The organism is Pseudomonas mosselii, assembly GCF_019823065.1.
Taxonomy (GTDB): Bacteria; Pseudomonadota; Gammaproteobacteria; order Pseudomonadales; family Pseudomonadaceae; genus Aquipseudomonas; species Aquipseudomonas mosselii.
The window spans coordinates 5,557,333-5,573,049 of sequence record NZ_CP081966.1 but is presented as its reverse complement, the minus strand read 5'-3'; the positions used below and the strand labels follow the sequence as shown (position 1 = coordinate 5,573,049).

Sequence of the window (15,717 nt, the reverse complement as noted above, 5' to 3'; positions counted from 1 at the left end):
ATGCCGCAGCAGATTCGCCTCAAGGACCACGAGAAAGACGCCCGCCTGGTGCGCAACCGCGTTGTCGTGGGCGCCGTGGCGGTGGTGCTGCTCGTCTGCGTGCTGATCGCCCGGCTGTATTACCTGCAGGTCATCCAGTACGACTATCACTCGACGCTGTCGGAGAACAACCGGGTGCATGTGCAGCCGATTCCGCCGACCCGAGGGCTGATTTTCGACCGTAACGGTGTGGTGGTGGCGGACAACCGCCCCAGCTTCAGCCTGGTGATGACCCGCGAGCGCGCCGGCAATGCCGGCAAATGGCAAGACGTGCTGGATGTGATCGTCGAAGTGCTCGAACTCACCCCCGACGACCGTGCCCTGTTCGAGAAGCGCATGAAACAGGGGCGTCGGCCATTCGAGCCGGTGCCGATCCTGTTCGAGTTGAACGAGGAGCAGATTGCCCGCATCGCGGTCAACCAGTTCCGCTTGCCCGGCGTGGAAGTGGCGGCGCAACTGGTTCGCCATTATCCCCAGGGTGCGCATTTCGCCCATTCGGTGGGCTATGTCGGACGGATCAACGAGAAGGAACTCAAGACCCTTGACCCGGTGAACTACAGCGGCACCCACCACATCGGCAAGACCGGCATCGAACGCTTCTACGAAGACGAGTTGCATGGCCAGGTGGGCTACGAGGAAGTCGAGACCAACGCCCGTGGCCGCGTGCTGCGAGTGCTCAAGCGCACCGACCCGAAGCCTGGCAAGGACATCGTGCTGAGTCTGGACATCAAGCTGCAGGAGGCTGCCGAGCAGGCTCTGGGCGGGCGCCGTGGCGCCATCGTCGCCCTCGATCCGCGCACCGGCGAAGTGCTGGCCATGGTCAGCCAGCCGAGCTTCGACCCCAACCTGTTCGTCACCGGCATCGGCTTCAAGGCTTACGCCGAACTACGCGATTCGATCGACCGGCCACTGTTCAACCGCGTGCTGCGCGGCCTCTACCCGCCAGGCTCGACCATCAAGCCGGCGGTGGCGATCGCCGGTCTGGACAGCGGCGTGGTGACGGCGGGCAGCCGGGTGTTCGACCCGGGCTACTACCAACTGCCCAACTACGATCACAAATACCGCAACTGGAACCGCACCGGCGATGGCTGGGTCGATCTGGATGTGGCGATCATGCGATCAAACGACACGTACTTCTACGATCTTGCACACAAGATGGGGATCGATCGGTTGTCCAGCTACATGAACAAGTTCGGTATCGGGCAGAAGGTCGCCCTGGACATGTTCGAGGAGTCGCCCGGGTTGATGCCTTCCCGTGAATGGAAGCGCGCCACCCGCCGCCAAGCCTGGTTCCCCGGCGAAACCCTGATCCTCGGCATCGGCCAGGGCTATATGCAGACCACGCCGCTGCAGTTGGCCCAGGCCACCGCGCTGATTGCCAACAAAGGCGTGTGGAACCGTCCACACCTGGCCAAGACCATCGAAGGCCAGCCCCCAGTGGACGAGAACCCCATGGAAAACATCGTCCTGCGCGACAAGTCGGACTGGGCCAGGGTCACTCACGGCATGGAGCAGGTGATGCACGGCGCCCGCGGCACCGCTCGCAAGGCCGCCATTGGTTCGCAGTACCGCATCGCCGGCAAGAGCGGTACCGCTCAGGTGGTGGCGATCAAGCAGGGGGAGAAGTACGACCGCAACAAACTCCAGGAACGCCACCGCGACCATGCGCTGTTCGTCGCCTTTGCCCCGGCCGACGATCCGCGGATCGTGGTCTCGGTGATGGTCGAGAACGGCGAGTCCGGCTCCGGCGTCGCCGCCCCCGTGGTGCGCCAGGTCATGGATGCCTGGCTGCTTGACGAGAACGGCCGGCTCAAGCCCGAGTTCGCCCCTGCCACAGTCGCCCAGGAATCGGCCCAGTGAAGAACAACTTCGACCGCATGCTCTCCAGCGAGGACGTGATGCGCAGGCGCGCCAGCTTCCTGCAGCGCATTCATATCGACGGCCCCTTGCTGCTCATCCTGCTGACGCTCGCCGCTGGCAGCCTGTTCGTGCTGTATTCGGCCAGCGGCAAGAACTGGGACCTGTTGATGAAGCAGGCCAGCTCGTTCGGCATCGGCCTGGTGTCGATGTTCATCATCGCCCAGCTCGAGCCGCGCTTCATGGCGCGCTGGGTGCCGCTGGCCTACCTGGCCGGGGTGTTCCTGCTGGTCGTGGTGGACGTCATGGGCCACAACGCCATGGGCGCGACGCGCTGGATCAACATTCCCGGGGTGATCCGCTTCCAGCCCTCGGAATTCATGAAGATCATCATGCCGGCGACCATCGCCTGGTACCTGTCCAAGCGCACCTTGCCGCCTCACCTCAAGCATGTGGCGATCAGCCTGGTCCTGATTGGCGTGCCGTTCATCCTCATCGTGCGCCAGCCGGACCTGGGCACGGCGCTGTTGATCCTCGCCTCCGGCGCTTTCGTGCTGTTCATGGGCGGGCTGCGCTGGCGCTGGATCGTCAGCGTGATCGCTGCGGCGGTGCCGGTGGCGGTGGCGATGTGGTTCTTCGTCATGCACGACTACCAGAAGCAGCGCGTACTGACCTTTCTCGACCCGGAAAGCGACCCGCTGGGCACCGGCTGGAACATCATCCAGTCCAAGGCGGCGATCGGTTCGGGCGGGGTGTTTGGCAAGGGCTGGCTGCTGGGCACCCAGTCGCACCTGGACTTCCTGCCGGAAAGCCACACCGACTTCATCATCGCCGTGCTCGGCGAGGAGTTCGGCCTGGTCGGCATCTGTCTGCTGCTGCTGATCTACATCCTGCTGATTGGCCGCGGGCTGATGATCACGGCCCAGGCCCAGACCCTGTTCGGCAAGCTGCTCGCGGGCAGCCTGACCATGACCTTCTTTGTTTATGTGTTCGTCAATATCGGTATGGTCAGCGGCCTCCTGCCCGTGGTGGGCGTGCCGCTGCCCTTCATCAGCTATGGCGGAACTTCGTTGGTGACGCTGCTGTCAGCGTTTGGCGTTCTCATGTCGATCCATACGCACCGCAAGTGGATTGCACAGGTTTGAAAAAGGTGAAGAATTTCATGCAAGCAGTGCGTGGCTGGGCTGCCCGCCTGGCGCCGTGGTTCGGCGCGATGGGGCTGTTCGGCGCAATCCAGCAGGCCAATGCCGGCGACTACGATGGCTCGCCGCAGGTGGCCGAGTTCGTTGGCGAGATGACCCGCGACTACGGCTTTGCCGGGGAGCAGCTGATGGGCGTGTTCCGCGAGGTGCAACGCAAGCAGGCGATCCTCGACGCGATTTCGCGGCCGGCCGAGCGCGTCAAACCGTGGAAGGAGTACCGCCCGATGTTCATCACCGACGCGCGCATCGCCCGCGGTGTGGACTTCTGGCGCCAGCACGAAGCCGTGCTGGCCCGCGCCGAGCAGGAATACGGTGTGCCGGCGCAATACATCGTCGCGATCATCGGCGTGGAGACCTTCTTCGGCCGCAACACCGGCAACTACCGGGTCATCGATGCCCTGTCCACGCTCGGTTTCGACTACCCGCCGCGGGCCGAATTCTTCCGCAAGGAGCTACGCGAGTTCCTCCTGCTGGCCCGCGAGGAACAGCTCGATCCGCTTACGCTCAAGGGTTCCTACGCCGGCGCCATGGGCCTGCCGCAGTTCATGCCGAGTAGCTTCCGCGCCTATGCCGTGGACTTCGACGGCGACGGCCACATCAATATCTGGAACAACCCGGACGATGCCATCGGCAGTGTCGCCAGCTACTTCAAGCGCCACGGCTGGGTGCCCGGGGAGCCTGTGGTCAGCCGCGCCGACGTGGCCGGCGCGCGGGCCGACGAAGGCCTGACCACCGGCATCGAGCCGACCAGGACTGTCGCGCAGTTGCGGGCGCTGGGCTGGTCGGGTCATGATGCGTTGCGCGATGATCTGCCGGTCACCGCCTTCCGCCTGGAAGGCGCGGATGGCCCCGAGTACTGGATGGGCCTGAAAAACTTCTACGCGATCACTCGCTACAACCGCAGCGTGATGTATGCCATGGCGGTGCATCAGCTTTCGGAACAGCTGGTTCTGGCACGGGGCGTCAAGTAAATGCGCGAACTCTTCACCGTCAATACCGCAAAACTGCTCACCTGCGTCGCCGTCGGCCTGGTACTGGCCAGTTGCTCGTCGAGCCGGCCCTCCACCCCGCAGAGCGGCAACACCGTGCGTGCGCAGCCGGGCCTGGATATCAACCGCGCGCACAAGGACGGCGCGCCTTGGTGGGATGTGGACGTGAACAAGATCCCCGACGCCACGCCGACCGTGCATACCGGCAACTACAAGGCCAACCCCTACACGGTGCTGGGCAAGACCTACTACCCGATGCAGGACTCGCGCAACTACCGCGCCGAGGGTACTGCCTCCTGGTACGGCACCAAGTTCCATGGGCAGAACACCGCCAACGGTGAGCTGTACGACCTGTATGGCATGAGCGCGGCGCACAAGACCCTGCCGCTGCCTGCCTACGTGCGGGTGACCAACCTGGCCAACGGCCGTAGCGTGATCCTGCGGGTCAATGACCGTGGCCCGTTCTACTCCGACCGCATCATCGACCTGTCCTACGCCGCGGCCAAGAAGCTCGGCTATGCCGAGATCGGCACTGCCCATGTACGCGTCGAAGGCATCGATCCGCAGCAATGGTGGGCCCAGCGTGGCCAGCAGCCGCCGATGGTGCTCAAGGAGCCGCAGGTGGCCCAGGCCCAGCCGCTTCCTGCCAGCACCGGTCGGGTCGAGCAGTGGACCCCGCCGCCGCAACAGCACGCGGCGCCGGTGGTGCCGGTGCAGGTGGGTGGCAACAACGTGCCGAACGCCAGCGGTGGCAGCATCCTGCAAGTGGGCGCGTTTGCCAATCCGGATGCTGCCGAGTTGCTGCGCTCGAAGCTGAGCACCATGGTCAGCGCACCGGTGTTCATCAGCTCGGTGGTGCGCAACCAGCAGACCTTGCACCGGGTGCGCCTGGGGCCGATCAACAGCCAGGGTGAGATCCAGCAGGCGCAGGACAGCATTCGCCTGGCCAATCTCGGCCAGGCCAAGGTCGTCACTGATTGAGACCAATCGCGGGGCAAGCCCGCTCCCACGTTCCGCCTTGCAGATGGCGTGGGAGCGGGCTTGCCCCGCGATGAATCGACACGCCGACCTGTCGGTTTGTTCATGAATTGCCGGGCAATGACATGTACAATGCCCGCTTTTGCCCGCAGCGGCATTACGTCGCACTGTCGGGCCAGGCCATCGGCCATAAAACTAGACTGACGGGGCGCTGGGCAAACGAACTTGCCCACGGAACATCAGACCATTAGCGATTTACGAGAGACGGATGAACATCACCAACCTTGCCAAACGACTTTGCCTGCCCGTTCTGCTGATGATCATGCCCGCTGCGTTCGCAGCGGAGCAGATGATGCCGGCACCACCGCAACTGGCCGCCAAGTCCTATGTACTGATGGACGCGTCCAGCGGCAACGTGCTGGTCGAGAACAACGGTGACGAACGCCTGCCGCCGGCCAGCCTGACCAAGCTGATGACCGCCTACATCGCCACCCTCGACATCCGTCGCGGTCAGATCGGCGAGAACGACCCGGTGACCGTCAGCGAGAACGCCTGGCGTACCGGCGGTTCGCGCATGTTCATCAAGGTCGGCAGCCAGGTGACCGTCAGCGACCTGCTGCACGGCATCATCATCCAGTCTGGCAACGATGCCTCGGTCGCCCTGTCCGAGCACATCGCCGGCAGCGAAGACGCCTTCGCCGACATGATGAACAAGACCGCCGCCGACCTGGGCATGGCCAACAGCCACTTCATGAACCCGACCGGCCTGCCGAACCCGGACCACTACTCCTCGGCCCACGACATGGCCCTGCTGGCGCGCGCGATCATCAACGAAGATCCGGCGCACTACGCCATCTACTCGCAGAAAGAGTTCTTCTGGAACAACATCAAGCAGCCTAACCGCAACCTGCTGCTGTGGCGCGACAAGACCGTCGATGGCCTGAAGACTGGCCACACCGACGAAGCCGGCTACTGCATGGTCGCCTCGGCCGTGCGTGACGGCCAGCGCCTGATCGCCGTGGTGTTCGGCACCAACAGCGAGCAGTCCCGCGCCGCCGAGACCCAGAAGCTGCTGACCTACGGTTTCCGCTTCTTCGAAACCCAGACCTTCTACCAGAAAGGTACCGAGCTGACCCAGGCCCAGGTATGGAAAGGCGCGACCAATCAGGTGAAAGCCGGCCTGGCCAACGACCTGACCATGACCATGCCTAAAGGCCAATTGAAACGCCTCCAGGCTTCGATGACCATGAATCCGCAACTGACCGCTCCAATCGCCAAAGGTGACGTGATCGGCAAAGTGGAAGTCAAACTGGACGAGAAAGTGGTTCACAGCGCTGACCTCATCGCCCTCGACGGCGTGGAGGAAGCTGGTTTCTTCGGCCGTATGTGGGATAGCATCCGCCTGTTCTTCTACGGTTTGTTCAACTGATACGTGACCTGCACGCCCCCGTGAACCAGGCGGGGGCGATGTTGCTGCCACGGCTTACGAGGCCGTTTCCGCCATGAGCGAAGAAGACGTCAAGTCGCACAAGATCGAATTCCCCTGCGAGGACTACCCGATCAAGGTGATCGGCGACACCGTTGTCGGTTTCCGCGACACCGTGATCGAGATCCTCAGCAAGCACGCCAAGGTCGACCTGTCGACCCTGGCCGAGCGCCAGAGCAAGGAAGGCAAGTACACTACGGTACAACTGCATATCGTTGCCGAGAGCGAGAACCAGCTGCACGACATCAACAGTGCCCTGCGTGCCACCGGCATCGTGAAAATGGTGCTGTGATGTCCGGTGTGCTCGGTATTCGCGATCTTGGCCTGCAGCCCTATGAACCGGTGCTGGAGGCCATGCGCCGCTTTACCGAGCAACGCGGCCCGGACAGTCAGGACGAAGTCTGGCTGGTCGAGCACCCGCCGGTATTCACCCAGGGCCAGGCCGGCAAGGCCGAGCACCTGCTGATCCCGGGGGAAATCCCGGTGGTGCAGACTGACCGCGGCGGCCAGGTCACCTACCACGGCCCCGGCCAACTGGTGGCCTACCTGCTGTTGGATGTGCGGCGCCTGAGCATCGGCGTGCGCGAGCTGGTCAGCCGCATCGAGCAGACGCTCATCGACCTGCTCGCCAGCTACGGTGTGCAGGCCGCGGCCAAGCCCGATGCCCCGGGCGTCTACGTCGATGGCGCGAAGATCGCGTCCCTTGGCCTTCGAATTCGCAACGGTCGTTCCTTCCACGGCCTTGCCCTGAACGTGGACATGGACCTTGCGCCATTCCGCCGAATCAACCCCTGTGGGTATGCGGGGCTGGCCATGACCCAGCTGCGTGACCTGGCAGGCCCGATCGAACTCGACGAGGTCAGGACGAGGCTGCGCGGACAGCTGGTCAGGCACCTCGACTATGCTGAGCAGACGACCCTCACGGGCGGAATCGACTGATTATGACAACTGTGCAAGAAGCCGTGCCGAACCTGATCCCCACGCAAGACGTGACTCCGCGCCCTGCGCCCAAAAAAGTCGAGGCCGGCGTGAAATTGCGCGGCGCCGAGAAGGTGGCGCGCATCCCGGTGAAAATCATCCCCACCGAAGAGCTGCCGAAAAAGCCCGACTGGATTCGCGTACGCATCCCGGTTTCGCCGGAGGTCGACCGCATCAAGCAACTGCTGCGCAAGCACAAGCTGCACAGCGTGTGCGAAGAGGCCTCCTGCCCGAACCTGGGCGAGTGCTTCTCCGGCGGCACCGCGACCTTCATGATCATGGGCGACATCTGCACCCGCCGCTGCCCGTTCTGCGACGTTGGCCACGGCCGTCCGAAGCCCCTGGACCTGGACGAGCCGAAGAACCTGGCCATCGCCATCGCCGACTTGCGTCTGAAGTACGTGGTGATCACCTCGGTGGACCGCGACGACCTGCGTGACGGCGGTGCCCAGCACTTCGCCGACTGCATCCGCGAAATCCGTGCGCTGTCGCCGGGCGTCCAGCTGGAAACCCTGGTACCGGACTACCGTGGGCGCATGGACGTGGCGCTGGAAATCACCGCGCAGACCCCGCCGGACGTGTTCAACCACAACCTCGAGACCGTGCCGCGCCTGTACAAGGCCGCGCGTCCTGGCTCGGACTACGACTGGTCGCTGGACCTGCTGCAGAAGTTCAAGCAGATGGTCCCGCACGTGCCGACCAAGTCCGGCCTGATGCTGGGCCTGGGCGAGACCGACGACGAGGTGATCGAGGTCATGCACCGGATGCGCGAGCACGACATCGACATGCTGACCCTCGGCCAGTACCTGCAGCCGTCGCGCAACCACCTGCCGGTACAGCGCTTCGTGCACCCGGACACCTTCGCCTGGTTCGCCGAGGAAGGTTACAAGATGGGCTTCAAGAACGTCGCCTCCGGCCCGCTGGTGCGCTCGTCGTACCACGCCGATCAGCAGGCCCACGAAGCCAAGATCAAGCTCTGAACCGGGCTTGAGCGGGACATGCCGATGCGCGCCGGAAGGCGGCATCGGCATTTTTGTTTTTGAGCGATCTGTTTCAAGCGACAAGCTGCAAGGAGTGGCGCGATGAACTGCCTGGAAACTGCTGAATACCTGTTGCCCAAGGCCTTGCCTGACAACGCCTGCTTCGCCATCGTCGCACCGGCTGGGCCGGCGCGGCTGGATACCGACAAGGCCCGTCAATGGTTCGAAGAGCGTGGTCAGCAATGCCGCATCTACCCTGGAGTGCTGCAGGCGGACGGTTACCTTGCCGGCGGCGACGAGCAGCGCCTGCGCGACCTGCACGATGCGTTCAGTGCCCCGGATATCGACGCCATCCTGTGCATGCGCGGCGGTTACGGCAGCATGCGCCTGCTGGACCGCATCGACTTCGAACTGATCCGTCGCCATCCCAAGCCGTTGGTAGGTTACAGCGACATCACCGCCCTGCATTCGGCGCTCAACCGACATGCCGGGATGCTGGCCTTCCATGGCGCCATGCTCAATGCCGACCTGCTGGGGGGCAAGCTTGAGCCGACCGTCAGCTCACTGTTCGGGCAATTGCGGGGGCGTCTGGGGGCGGGCGATGCTATTGGCCATCCTGTCGAGTTCCCGCTCACCAGCGTGGTGCCCGGGGCTGCCAGCGGGCGTCTGGTGGGTGGCAACCTGTCGCTGCTCGGTGCCACGCTGGGGACGCTGGCGCAAGTCGATACCCAGGACAGCATCCTGTTTATCGAGGACGTCAACGAGCCGCTCTACCGTGTCGACCGGCTACTGACCCAGCTGCGCCTGGCCGGCAAGCTGGAAGGGGTGCGAGGAGTGCTGGTGGGGGACTTTGCCGGGATCACGGTGGCGGCGTTGACGCCGCTGCTGTTGGATATCTTCGGTCCGCTCGGGGTGCCGGTGCTGGCCGGGTGGCGCAGTGGGCACTGTGATCCGAATGTGTGCTTGCCGTTGGGTGCAAAAGTGCGGCTGGATGCCGAAGAGCAGAGTCTGGTGCTGTTGCAGGATCTGTTCAGGGGTTGAGATCGCTTGGGCTGCTTGGCAGCCCAATTCGGTCTGTACCGCGAATGGGGCGCAGAGCGCCCCCGCGTTCCTCTAGCGACGCAGGCTATCTAGCAGCTTGTGCGTCGGATACCCATCCGCTGGCCAACCCTGCGCCTGCTGGGCAGTGCGGATCGCCTTGCGGGTATTGGCGCCGATGATCCCATCCGGATTGCCTGCTTCATGCCCCTTGGCATTGAGCAAGGTCTGCAGCTCGATTCGTTCGCTGCGGCTCAATGGCAGGTCTTCTTTCGGCCAGCTGCCGGCAATGAACCCCCACCCGTAGAAGCGATCTCCCAGCAGGCTGACCGCCAGCGCGTAGGACGACGAATTGTTGTACTTGAGGATGGCGCGGAAGTTGTCCAGCACCAGGAACGCCGGCCCACGGGCGCCCGCAGGCAGCAGCAGGGCGGCGGACAGCTGGCTGCTGCCGGCGGGCAGCGTGGTACCGGCAGGCAGTTTCACGCCCAGCTGCAGCCATTCGCTGACACTCTTGCGCTGGCTGCCATCGGCCAGCCAGTAGTCGAAGCCGGCGGGCACCTGCACTTCGAAGCCCCAAGGCTGGCCACGCTTCCAGCCGGACGCCTGCAGGTAGTGCGCGGTGGATGCCAGGGCGTCGGCGGTGCTGTTCCAGATGTCGCGGCGGCCGTCACCGTCGAAGTCCACCGCGTGGGTAAGATAGGTGGTCGGGATGAACTGGGTCTGACCCATGGCGCCGGCCCAGGAGCCGCGCATCGCGTCGGGCTGGATGTCGCCGTTCTGCAGGATCTGCAGGGCGGCGATCAGCTGGTCCTGGGCGAACTGTGGGCGGCGGCCCTCATAGGCCAGGGTGGCCAGTGAGCGGATCACCGACTTGCTGCCCTGGAACTGGCCGAAGTTGCTTTCCATGCCCCATACCGAGACCAGGACCTGGCGATCGACACCGTAGCGCTGCTCGATGCGGGCCAGCAGCTCGGCATTTTGCTCGAGCAGTTTCTTGCCGTTGCGCACGCGCAGTGGCGACAGGGCGCCGTCCAGGTATTCCCAGACCGGGCGGGTGAACTCGGGCTGGCTGCGGTCGGCCTTGATCACGTCCATGTCCGGGGTGACGCCGAGGAAGGCGCGGTCGAACAGGTTGGCACTGATACCGGCCTGCAGGGCTTGCTGGCGGAAGCCGGCCTGCCATTGGGCGAAGGTCTGCAGGGGCTGGATTTCACTGCTTGCCTCGGGCGCGGTGCCGGGCAGGGTGACGACGGGAGCGGGCTGGGCGGGCGCCAGCGGCAGGGCGTCGGCGGCGGTGGGTTTCTCGGCGCAGGCGACGAGCAGGATGAAGCTTGTGGCCGCGATCAGCTGGCGGGGTTGCCAGCGGAGAGTGAGACGAGAGGGCATGCACGGATCCAGAATTGCAGGTCAGGTGCCGACCATACCATGCCTGCGCATTTCATGCCTTTCATGCCGCCATAAAGCAGGAAGCCTCCCAATCTCTCGATTGGAAGGCTTCGCGGCGGTAGCTGCCTTTGCCTTTTTCCGGCCGTTCCTGGCGGCAGCGGAACAGCGGTTGGGCGACGATGGACTTGGCCTTGTTGGGGCCGTGCTTTTTCGGCTTCTTGCTCATGGCGGGTTCCCGGTCTGGGTGGATGGCGGGCGCACTTTAGGCCTGTCGCGCTACGTGAGCCAATTGATTGTGTTTATGGCGGCGGACTGCCCGCGATGCGCTTTATTCGGCAGGCAGTGCCAAGCGCTGTCCGGCCATGAGCAGGGACAAGCGAGCCAGGCTGGTCCACGGCGAGCCCTCGGCCTGTCCCTTGATCTGCGCATCGATACGCTGGGCATCCTGCAGCAGCATGGCCCAGCGCTGCGCGGAGAGGCGCTGCAAGGCCTTGCTCACCAACGGACGACGTTTGTCCCACACCGGCGGGCGGGCCTGGCTGAATGCCTTGTCCAGCGGTACGCCCTGGCTGAACTGCTGTGCAAGCCCCGCCAGCAGGCGCAGCTCGCGGGCCAGGGCCCAGAGAATCACCGGCGGCTCCACGCCTTCGCCGCGCAACCCTTCGAGCATGCGCAAGGCATGGGCCGCCTCGCCGTTGAGAATGGCGTCAACCAGACCGAAGACATCAAAACGGGCACTGTCGGCGACGGCGGCCTGGACGGTCTCCACGGTGATCTGGTTGCCTTCGGCCAGCAGCTTGAGCTTTTCGATCTCCTGGGCGGCCGCCAGCAGGTTGCCCTCGACCCGAGCGGCAATCAGGTCGACAGCATCACGCTGGGCTGACAGGCCGGCCTGTGACAGGCGCTGGTTGATCCACTGCGGTAACTGCTGGGCGTCCACCGGCCAGATCTGTATGAACTGACAGTGCGCGCCTTCGATCAGCGCCTTGCCCCACTTGGTCTTCTGCGCGCTGCCGTCGAGCTTGGGCAGGCTGATCAGCAGCAGTGTGTCTTCGGCCGGATTGGCGCAGTATTCCATTAGCGCGGCGGCGCCCTTGTCGCCGGGCTTGCCCGAGGGCAGGCGCAGTTCCAGCAATCGGCGCTGGGCAAAGAGCGACAGGCTGGCGCCGGCCAGCAGCAGGTTGCCCCAGTCGAAATTGGCGTCGGCGCTGAACACCTGGCGTTCGTCATAGCCCTGCTGGCGCGCGGCGCTGCGGATGGCGTCGGCGGCTTCCTGGCACAGCAGCGGATCGTCGCCGCTGACAATATAGACAGGTGCCAACGGGCCTTGCAGGTGTTTGTTGAGTTGGGCGGGCGCGAGCTTCATGGGGAGAGGCGGGGCACCTCAGGTGCCCCGTTCAGGCTCAGGGAGCCGGGACTTCCAGTGGCGATTGCTGAGGTGTCTCGTCCTGGATACGCTGGGCTTCCTGCAGGGCGCGTGCCTCGGCTTTGGCGCGCTCGTCAGCCTTGCGCTGAAGGTCGTCCAGACGTGCCGGGGTAAGCTGCTGCAGGCGAACCATCATGCCCTGCACCAGGTCGCGACGCATTTCCTGGCGGACCTGCGCTGCCTCCTGGCCTGAGCCGTTGATGTTGTTGCCGTCATACACGTAGTACTTTTGCACTTGCAGCTTGTCTTCCAGCAGCACGGTGTCGTTCTGGCCTTCGACCACATAGTTCAGCACGGTGGTCAGCTCGTATTCGGCCGAGCGGTTACCGCCCGTGTAGGTCGCAGCGCGCTGGGTCTCCTGCTCATTGGTAAGCACGAGCTTGTATGGTGCACCGGCGTAGACCTTCACGCCGCTGTTCTGCAGCGTGCGGCGCAGTTGGGTGACGGTTTCGCCATAGGCGTTGCGTGCGCTGAGGTCCAGTTCCTTGATGGTCAGCTCGGTGGTGCCTGTGCCGCGCAGCTGGAAACCGCAGGCGCTGAGCAGGACAGCCAGGCCCATTACCAGCAGATTGCGTTTGATCATGTGTGTAGCTCCCTCGTGGACCGATTACGCCCGCCTGCAGGGTGTGCAGGCGGGCGTTGCCATCAGTTGGCGACGATGTTGACCAGTTTGCCCGGTACGACGATGACCTTGCGGATGGTCAGGCCGTCGGTGAAGCGCAGGACGTTCTCGTTGCTGCGGGCGGCGGCTTCGATGTCCTCGCGGCTGGCGGCGGCCGGCATTTCGACCTGGCCACGCAGCTTGCCGTTGACCTGCACCACCAGGGTCACGGTGTCCTGCACCAGGGCGCTTTCGTCGACGGTCGGCCAGGCCGCGTCGATCGCCGCCTGATCATGGCCCAGCGCCTTCCACAGCTCGTGGGAGATGTGCGGGGTGATCGGTGCCAGCAGCAGGGTGACGGCCTCGAGGCCTTCGTGCAGCAGCGCGCGGTCCTGGGCGGTGGCCTGTGGGGCCTTTTCCAGCACGTTCATCACGGTCATCACCTGGGCGATGGCGGTATTGAACTTGTGGTACTGGCCCACGTCGGTGCTGGCTTGCTTGATGGCGGCGTGGATGGCGCGGCGGATGACCTTCTGCTCGTCGCTCAGGGCGGCGATGTCCAGCGGGCCCGGCAGGCCCTGGGCCACATGGGCCTGGGCCAGGCGCCAGACGCGGCGCAGGAAGCGGCTGGCACCCTCGACGCCGGAGTCGGACCACTCCAGGCTCATGTCGGGCGGCGAGGCGAACATCATGAACAGGCGGCAGGTATCGGCGCCGTACTGCTCGATCATCGATTGCGGGTCGACGCCGTTGTTCTTCGACTTCGACATCTTCTCGGTGCCGCCGATTTCCACCGGCAGGCCGTCGGTCTTCAGGCGCGCGCCGATGATCTTGGCCTTGGCGTCACGCTCGACCTCGACGTCGGCCGGGTTGAACCAGTCCTTGCCACCGTTGCTGGCGACACGGTAGTAGGTTTCGGCGACGACCATGCCCTGGGTCAGCAGGTTCTTGAACGGCTCGTTGGAGGTCACCAGGCCTTCGTCGCGCATCAGCTTGTGGAAGAAGCGCGCGTACAGCAGGTGCAGGATTGCGTGTTCGATACCGCCGATATACTGGTCCACCGGCAGCCAGTGGTTGGCGGCTTTGGGGTCGACCAGGCCCTTGTCGTAGTTCGGCGAGGCGTAGCGGGCGAAGTACCAGGACGACTCCACGAAGGTGTCCATGGTGTCGGTTTCGCGCTTGGCCGCGGTGCCGCATTTCGGGCAGGTGCACTCATAGAATTCGGGCATACGCGCCAGCGGCGAGCCGGCGCCGTCTGGGACAACGTTTTCCGGCAGGGTGACGGGCAGCTGGTCTTCCGGCACAGGTACGTCGCCGCAGGACGGGCAGTGGATGATCGGGATCGGGCAGCCCCAGTAGCGCTGGCGGCTGATGCCCCAGTCGCGCAGGCGGAACTGGGTGCGCGACTTGCCCAGGTCCTTGCGGATCAGCGCGGCCTCGATGGCGTCGAAGGCGCCCTGGAAGTCCAGGCCGTCGAACTCGCCGGAGTTGATCAGCTGGCCATGCTCGCCGTAGGCGGCCAGCCACTCGCTGCCGACTTCGTCGCCGACGCTGGTGCGCACCACTGCCTTGACCGGCAGGTTGTACTTGTGGGCGAACTCGAAGTCGCGCTCGTCATGGGCCGGCACGGCCATGACCGCGCCGTCGCCGTAGTGCATCAATACGTAGTTGGCGACCCACACCGGCAGTTTTTCGCCGGTCAGCGGGTGCTCGACGAACAGGGAAGTGGCCATGCCTTTCTTCTCCTGCGTGGCCATGTCGGCCTCGGCGACGCTGCCGCTCTTGCACTCGTCGATGAACGCCTGCAGCGCCGGGTTGCCCTGGGCGGCCTGGGTGGCCAGCGGGTGTTCGGCGGCGACGGCCACGTAGGTCGCGCCCATCAGGGTGTCCGGGCGGGTGGTGAAGACCTTCAGGGTGCCCGGGTGACCGATGCTGGCCTGGTCGTACGGGAACTGCACCTCCATGCCGCGGGACTTGCCGATCCAGTTGCGCTGCATGGTCTTGACCTGCTCGGGCCAGCCCGGCAGCTCATCGAGGCTTTCCAGCAACTCGTCGGCGTAGTCGGTGATGCGGAAGTAGTACATCGGGATTTCGCGCTTCTCGATCAGCGCGCCCGAACGCCAACCACGGCCGTCGATGACCTGCTCGTTGGCCAGTACGGTCTGGTCCGCCGGGTCCCAGTTCACGGTGCCGTTCTTGCGGTAGATGATGCCCTTCTCGAACAGGCGGGTGAACAGCCACTGCTCCCAGCGGTAGTAGTCCGGCTTGCAGGTGGTGACTTCACGCGACCAGTCGATGGCCAGACCCAGGCTCTTGAGCTGGGTCTTCATGTAGTCGATGTTCTCGTAGGTCCACTTGGCCGGGGCGACGTTGTTCTTCATCGCGGCGTTTTCCGCCGGCATGCCGAAAGCGTCCCAGCCCATCGGTTGCAGGACGTTCTTGCCCAGCATGCGCTGGTAGCGGGCGATCACGTCACCGATGGTGTAGTTGCGCACGTGGCCCATGTGTAGCTTGCCGCTCGGGTACGGGAACATCGATAGGCAGTAGTACGTGTCTTTGCCTGGCTGTTCGGTGACAGCGAACGATTGTTGCTCGTCCCAGGCATTCTGGGCGGCGGCTTCTACATCACGGGGCGTGTATTGTTCGTGCATGGCTACTTTGTATTGAGAGGAATAAGAGACATGTTCCAGGCAGCTCGACCTCGCTGCGTCCGGCACTCCGGTATCTTATGAGAGTGAACGCCGTAGCATACAT

14 protein-coding genes are annotated in these 15,717 nt (G+C 64.4%); 9 read left to right on the top strand and 5 right to left on the bottom strand.

The window, feature by feature from the left end; all coding sequences use genetic code 11:
• The 9 genes from mrdA (at window position 1) to K5H97_RS25795 (ending at window position 9,550) form a co-directional block, all read left to right on the top strand.
• Window positions 1–1,899: a penicillin-binding protein 2 gene (mrdA, locus tag K5H97_RS25835; RefSeq protein ID WP_028690386.1), complete on the top strand. Its 1,899-nt coding sequence runs from the start codon at window positions 1–3 to the stop codon at window positions 1,897–1,899.
• A gap of 38 nt (window positions 1,900–1,937) precedes the next feature.
• On the top strand, window positions 1,938–3,041 hold the full coding sequence (rodA, locus tag K5H97_RS25830; RefSeq protein ID WP_051555660.1) for a rod shape-determining protein RodA: 1,104 nt from the start codon (window positions 1,938–1,940) through the stop codon (window positions 3,039–3,041).
• A 17-nt stretch (window positions 3,042–3,058) separates the two neighbouring features.
• Window positions 3,059–4,069, top strand: coding sequence for a lytic murein transglycosylase B (gene mltB, locus K5H97_RS25825; protein WP_028690388.1), 1,011 nt, complete (start codon window positions 3,059–3,061; stop codon window positions 4,067–4,069).
• Window positions 4,070–5,068 carry a septal ring lytic transglycosylase RlpA family protein gene (locus K5H97_RS25820; RefSeq protein WP_028690389.1) on the top strand — a complete coding sequence of 333 codons (999 nt, stop codon included), beginning with the start codon at window positions 4,070–4,072 and terminating at the stop codon, window positions 5,066–5,068.
• A 265-nt stretch (window positions 5,069–5,333) separates the two neighbouring features.
• Entirely contained in the window at window positions 5,334–6,494 is a 1,161-nt protein-coding gene (locus tag K5H97_RS25815) for a D-alanyl-D-alanine carboxypeptidase family protein (protein WP_028690390.1), read from the top strand.
• 73 nt (window positions 6,495–6,567) lie between these two features.
• Window positions 6,568–6,843, top strand: coding sequence for a DUF493 domain-containing protein (locus K5H97_RS25810; RefSeq protein ID WP_011535839.1), 276 nt, complete (start codon window positions 6,568–6,570; stop codon window positions 6,841–6,843).
• Window positions 6,843–7,490, top strand: a complete 648-nt coding sequence (gene lipB / locus K5H97_RS25805; RefSeq protein ID WP_028690391.1) for a lipoyl(octanoyl) transferase LipB — start codon at window positions 6,843–6,845, stop codon at window positions 7,488–7,490. Before K5H97_RS25810 ends, lipB begins: the two co-directional genes overlap by 1 nt.
• Window positions 7,491–7,492: 2 nt before the next feature.
• On the top strand, window positions 7,493–8,509 hold the full coding sequence (lipA, locus tag K5H97_RS25800) for a lipoyl synthase (RefSeq protein ID WP_028690392.1): 1,017 nt from the start codon (window positions 7,493–7,495) through the stop codon (window positions 8,507–8,509).
• Between the two features lie 102 nt (window positions 8,510–8,611).
• Window positions 8,612–9,550, top strand: coding sequence for a S66 peptidase family protein (locus K5H97_RS25795; RefSeq protein ID WP_028690393.1), 939 nt, complete (start codon window positions 8,612–8,614; stop codon window positions 9,548–9,550).
• Between the two features lie 72 nt (window positions 9,551–9,622).
• Here K5H97_RS25795 and K5H97_RS25790 read toward each other — a convergent pair whose 3' ends face one another.
• The 5 genes from K5H97_RS25790 to leuS form a co-directional block, all read right to left on the bottom strand.
• Complete coding sequence (locus tag K5H97_RS25790) at window positions 9,623–10,936, bottom strand: lytic murein transglycosylase (RefSeq protein ID WP_028690394.1); 1,314 nt, start codon at window positions 10,934–10,936, stop codon at window positions 9,623–9,625.
• A gap of 61 nt (window positions 10,937–10,997) precedes the next feature.
• Window positions 10,998–11,162 (bottom strand): alternative ribosome rescue factor ArfA, encoded by a 165-nt coding sequence (gene arfA / locus K5H97_RS25785; RefSeq protein WP_028690395.1) that lies wholly within the window; start codon window positions 11,160–11,162, stop codon window positions 10,998–11,000.
• Window positions 11,163–11,264: 102 nt separating this feature from the next.
• Window positions 11,265–12,302 carry a DNA polymerase III subunit delta gene (gene holA / locus K5H97_RS25780; RefSeq protein WP_028690396.1) on the bottom strand — a complete coding sequence of 346 codons (1,038 nt, stop codon included), beginning with the start codon at window positions 12,300–12,302 and terminating at the stop codon, window positions 11,265–11,267.
• A gap of 37 nt (window positions 12,303–12,339) precedes the next feature.
• Window positions 12,340–12,945: an LPS-assembly lipoprotein LptE gene (locus K5H97_RS25775; protein WP_028690397.1), complete on the bottom strand. Its 606-nt coding sequence runs from the start codon at window positions 12,943–12,945 to the stop codon at window positions 12,340–12,342.
• Window positions 12,946–13,007: 62 nt separating this feature from the next.
• The gene (leuS, locus tag K5H97_RS25770; RefSeq protein ID WP_028690398.1) at window positions 13,008–15,614 is read right to left on the bottom strand and encodes a leucine--tRNA ligase; all 2,607 of its coding nucleotides are present in this window, start codon (window positions 15,612–15,614) and stop codon (window positions 13,008–13,010) included.
• Window positions 15,615–15,717 lie beyond the last annotated feature (103 nt).

Bases quoted from the DNA above. Each gene is read 5' to 3' on its own strand.
- holA (WP_028690396.1), bottom strand. From the start codon at position 12,302: ATGAAGCTCGCGCCCGCCCAACTCAACAAACACCTGCAAGGCCCGTTG.
- K5H97_RS25795 (WP_028690393.1), top strand. From the start codon at position 8,612: ATGAACTGCCTGGAAACTGCTGAATACCTGTTGCCCAAGGCCTTGCCT.
- K5H97_RS25820 (WP_028690389.1), top strand. From the start codon at position 4,070: ATGCGCGAACTCTTCACCGTCAATACCGCAAAACTGCTCACCTGCGTC.
- mltB (WP_028690388.1), top strand. From the start codon at position 3,059: ATGCAAGCAGTGCGTGGCTGGGCTGCCCGCCTGGCGCCGTGGTTCGGC.
- K5H97_RS25810 (WP_011535839.1), top strand. From the start codon at position 6,568: ATGAGCGAAGAAGACGTCAAGTCGCACAAGATCGAATTCCCCTGCGAG.
- K5H97_RS25815 (WP_028690390.1), top strand. From the start codon at position 5,334: ATGAACATCACCAACCTTGCCAAACGACTTTGCCTGCCCGTTCTGCTG.
- lipA (WP_028690392.1), top strand. From the start codon at position 7,493: ATGACAACTGTGCAAGAAGCCGTGCCGAACCTGATCCCCACGCAAGAC.
- mrdA (WP_028690386.1), top strand. From the start codon at position 1: ATGCCGCAGCAGATTCGCCTCAAGGACCACGAGAAAGACGCCCGCCTG.
- K5H97_RS25775 (WP_028690397.1), bottom strand. From the start codon at position 12,945: ATGATCAAACGCAATCTGCTGGTAATGGGCCTGGCTGTCCTGCTCAGC.
- lipB (WP_028690391.1), top strand. From the start codon at position 6,843: ATGTCCGGTGTGCTCGGTATTCGCGATCTTGGCCTGCAGCCCTATGAA.
- rodA (WP_051555660.1), top strand. From the start codon at position 1,938: ATGCGCAGGCGCGCCAGCTTCCTGCAGCGCATTCATATCGACGGCCCC.
- K5H97_RS25790 (WP_028690394.1), bottom strand. From the start codon at position 10,936: ATGCCCTCTCGTCTCACTCTCCGCTGGCAACCCCGCCAGCTGATCGCG.
- arfA (WP_028690395.1), bottom strand. From the start codon at position 11,162: ATGAGCAAGAAGCCGAAAAAGCACGGCCCCAACAAGGCCAAGTCCATC.
- leuS (WP_028690398.1), bottom strand. From the start codon at position 15,614: ATGCACGAACAATACACGCCCCGTGATGTAGAAGCCGCCGCCCAGAAT.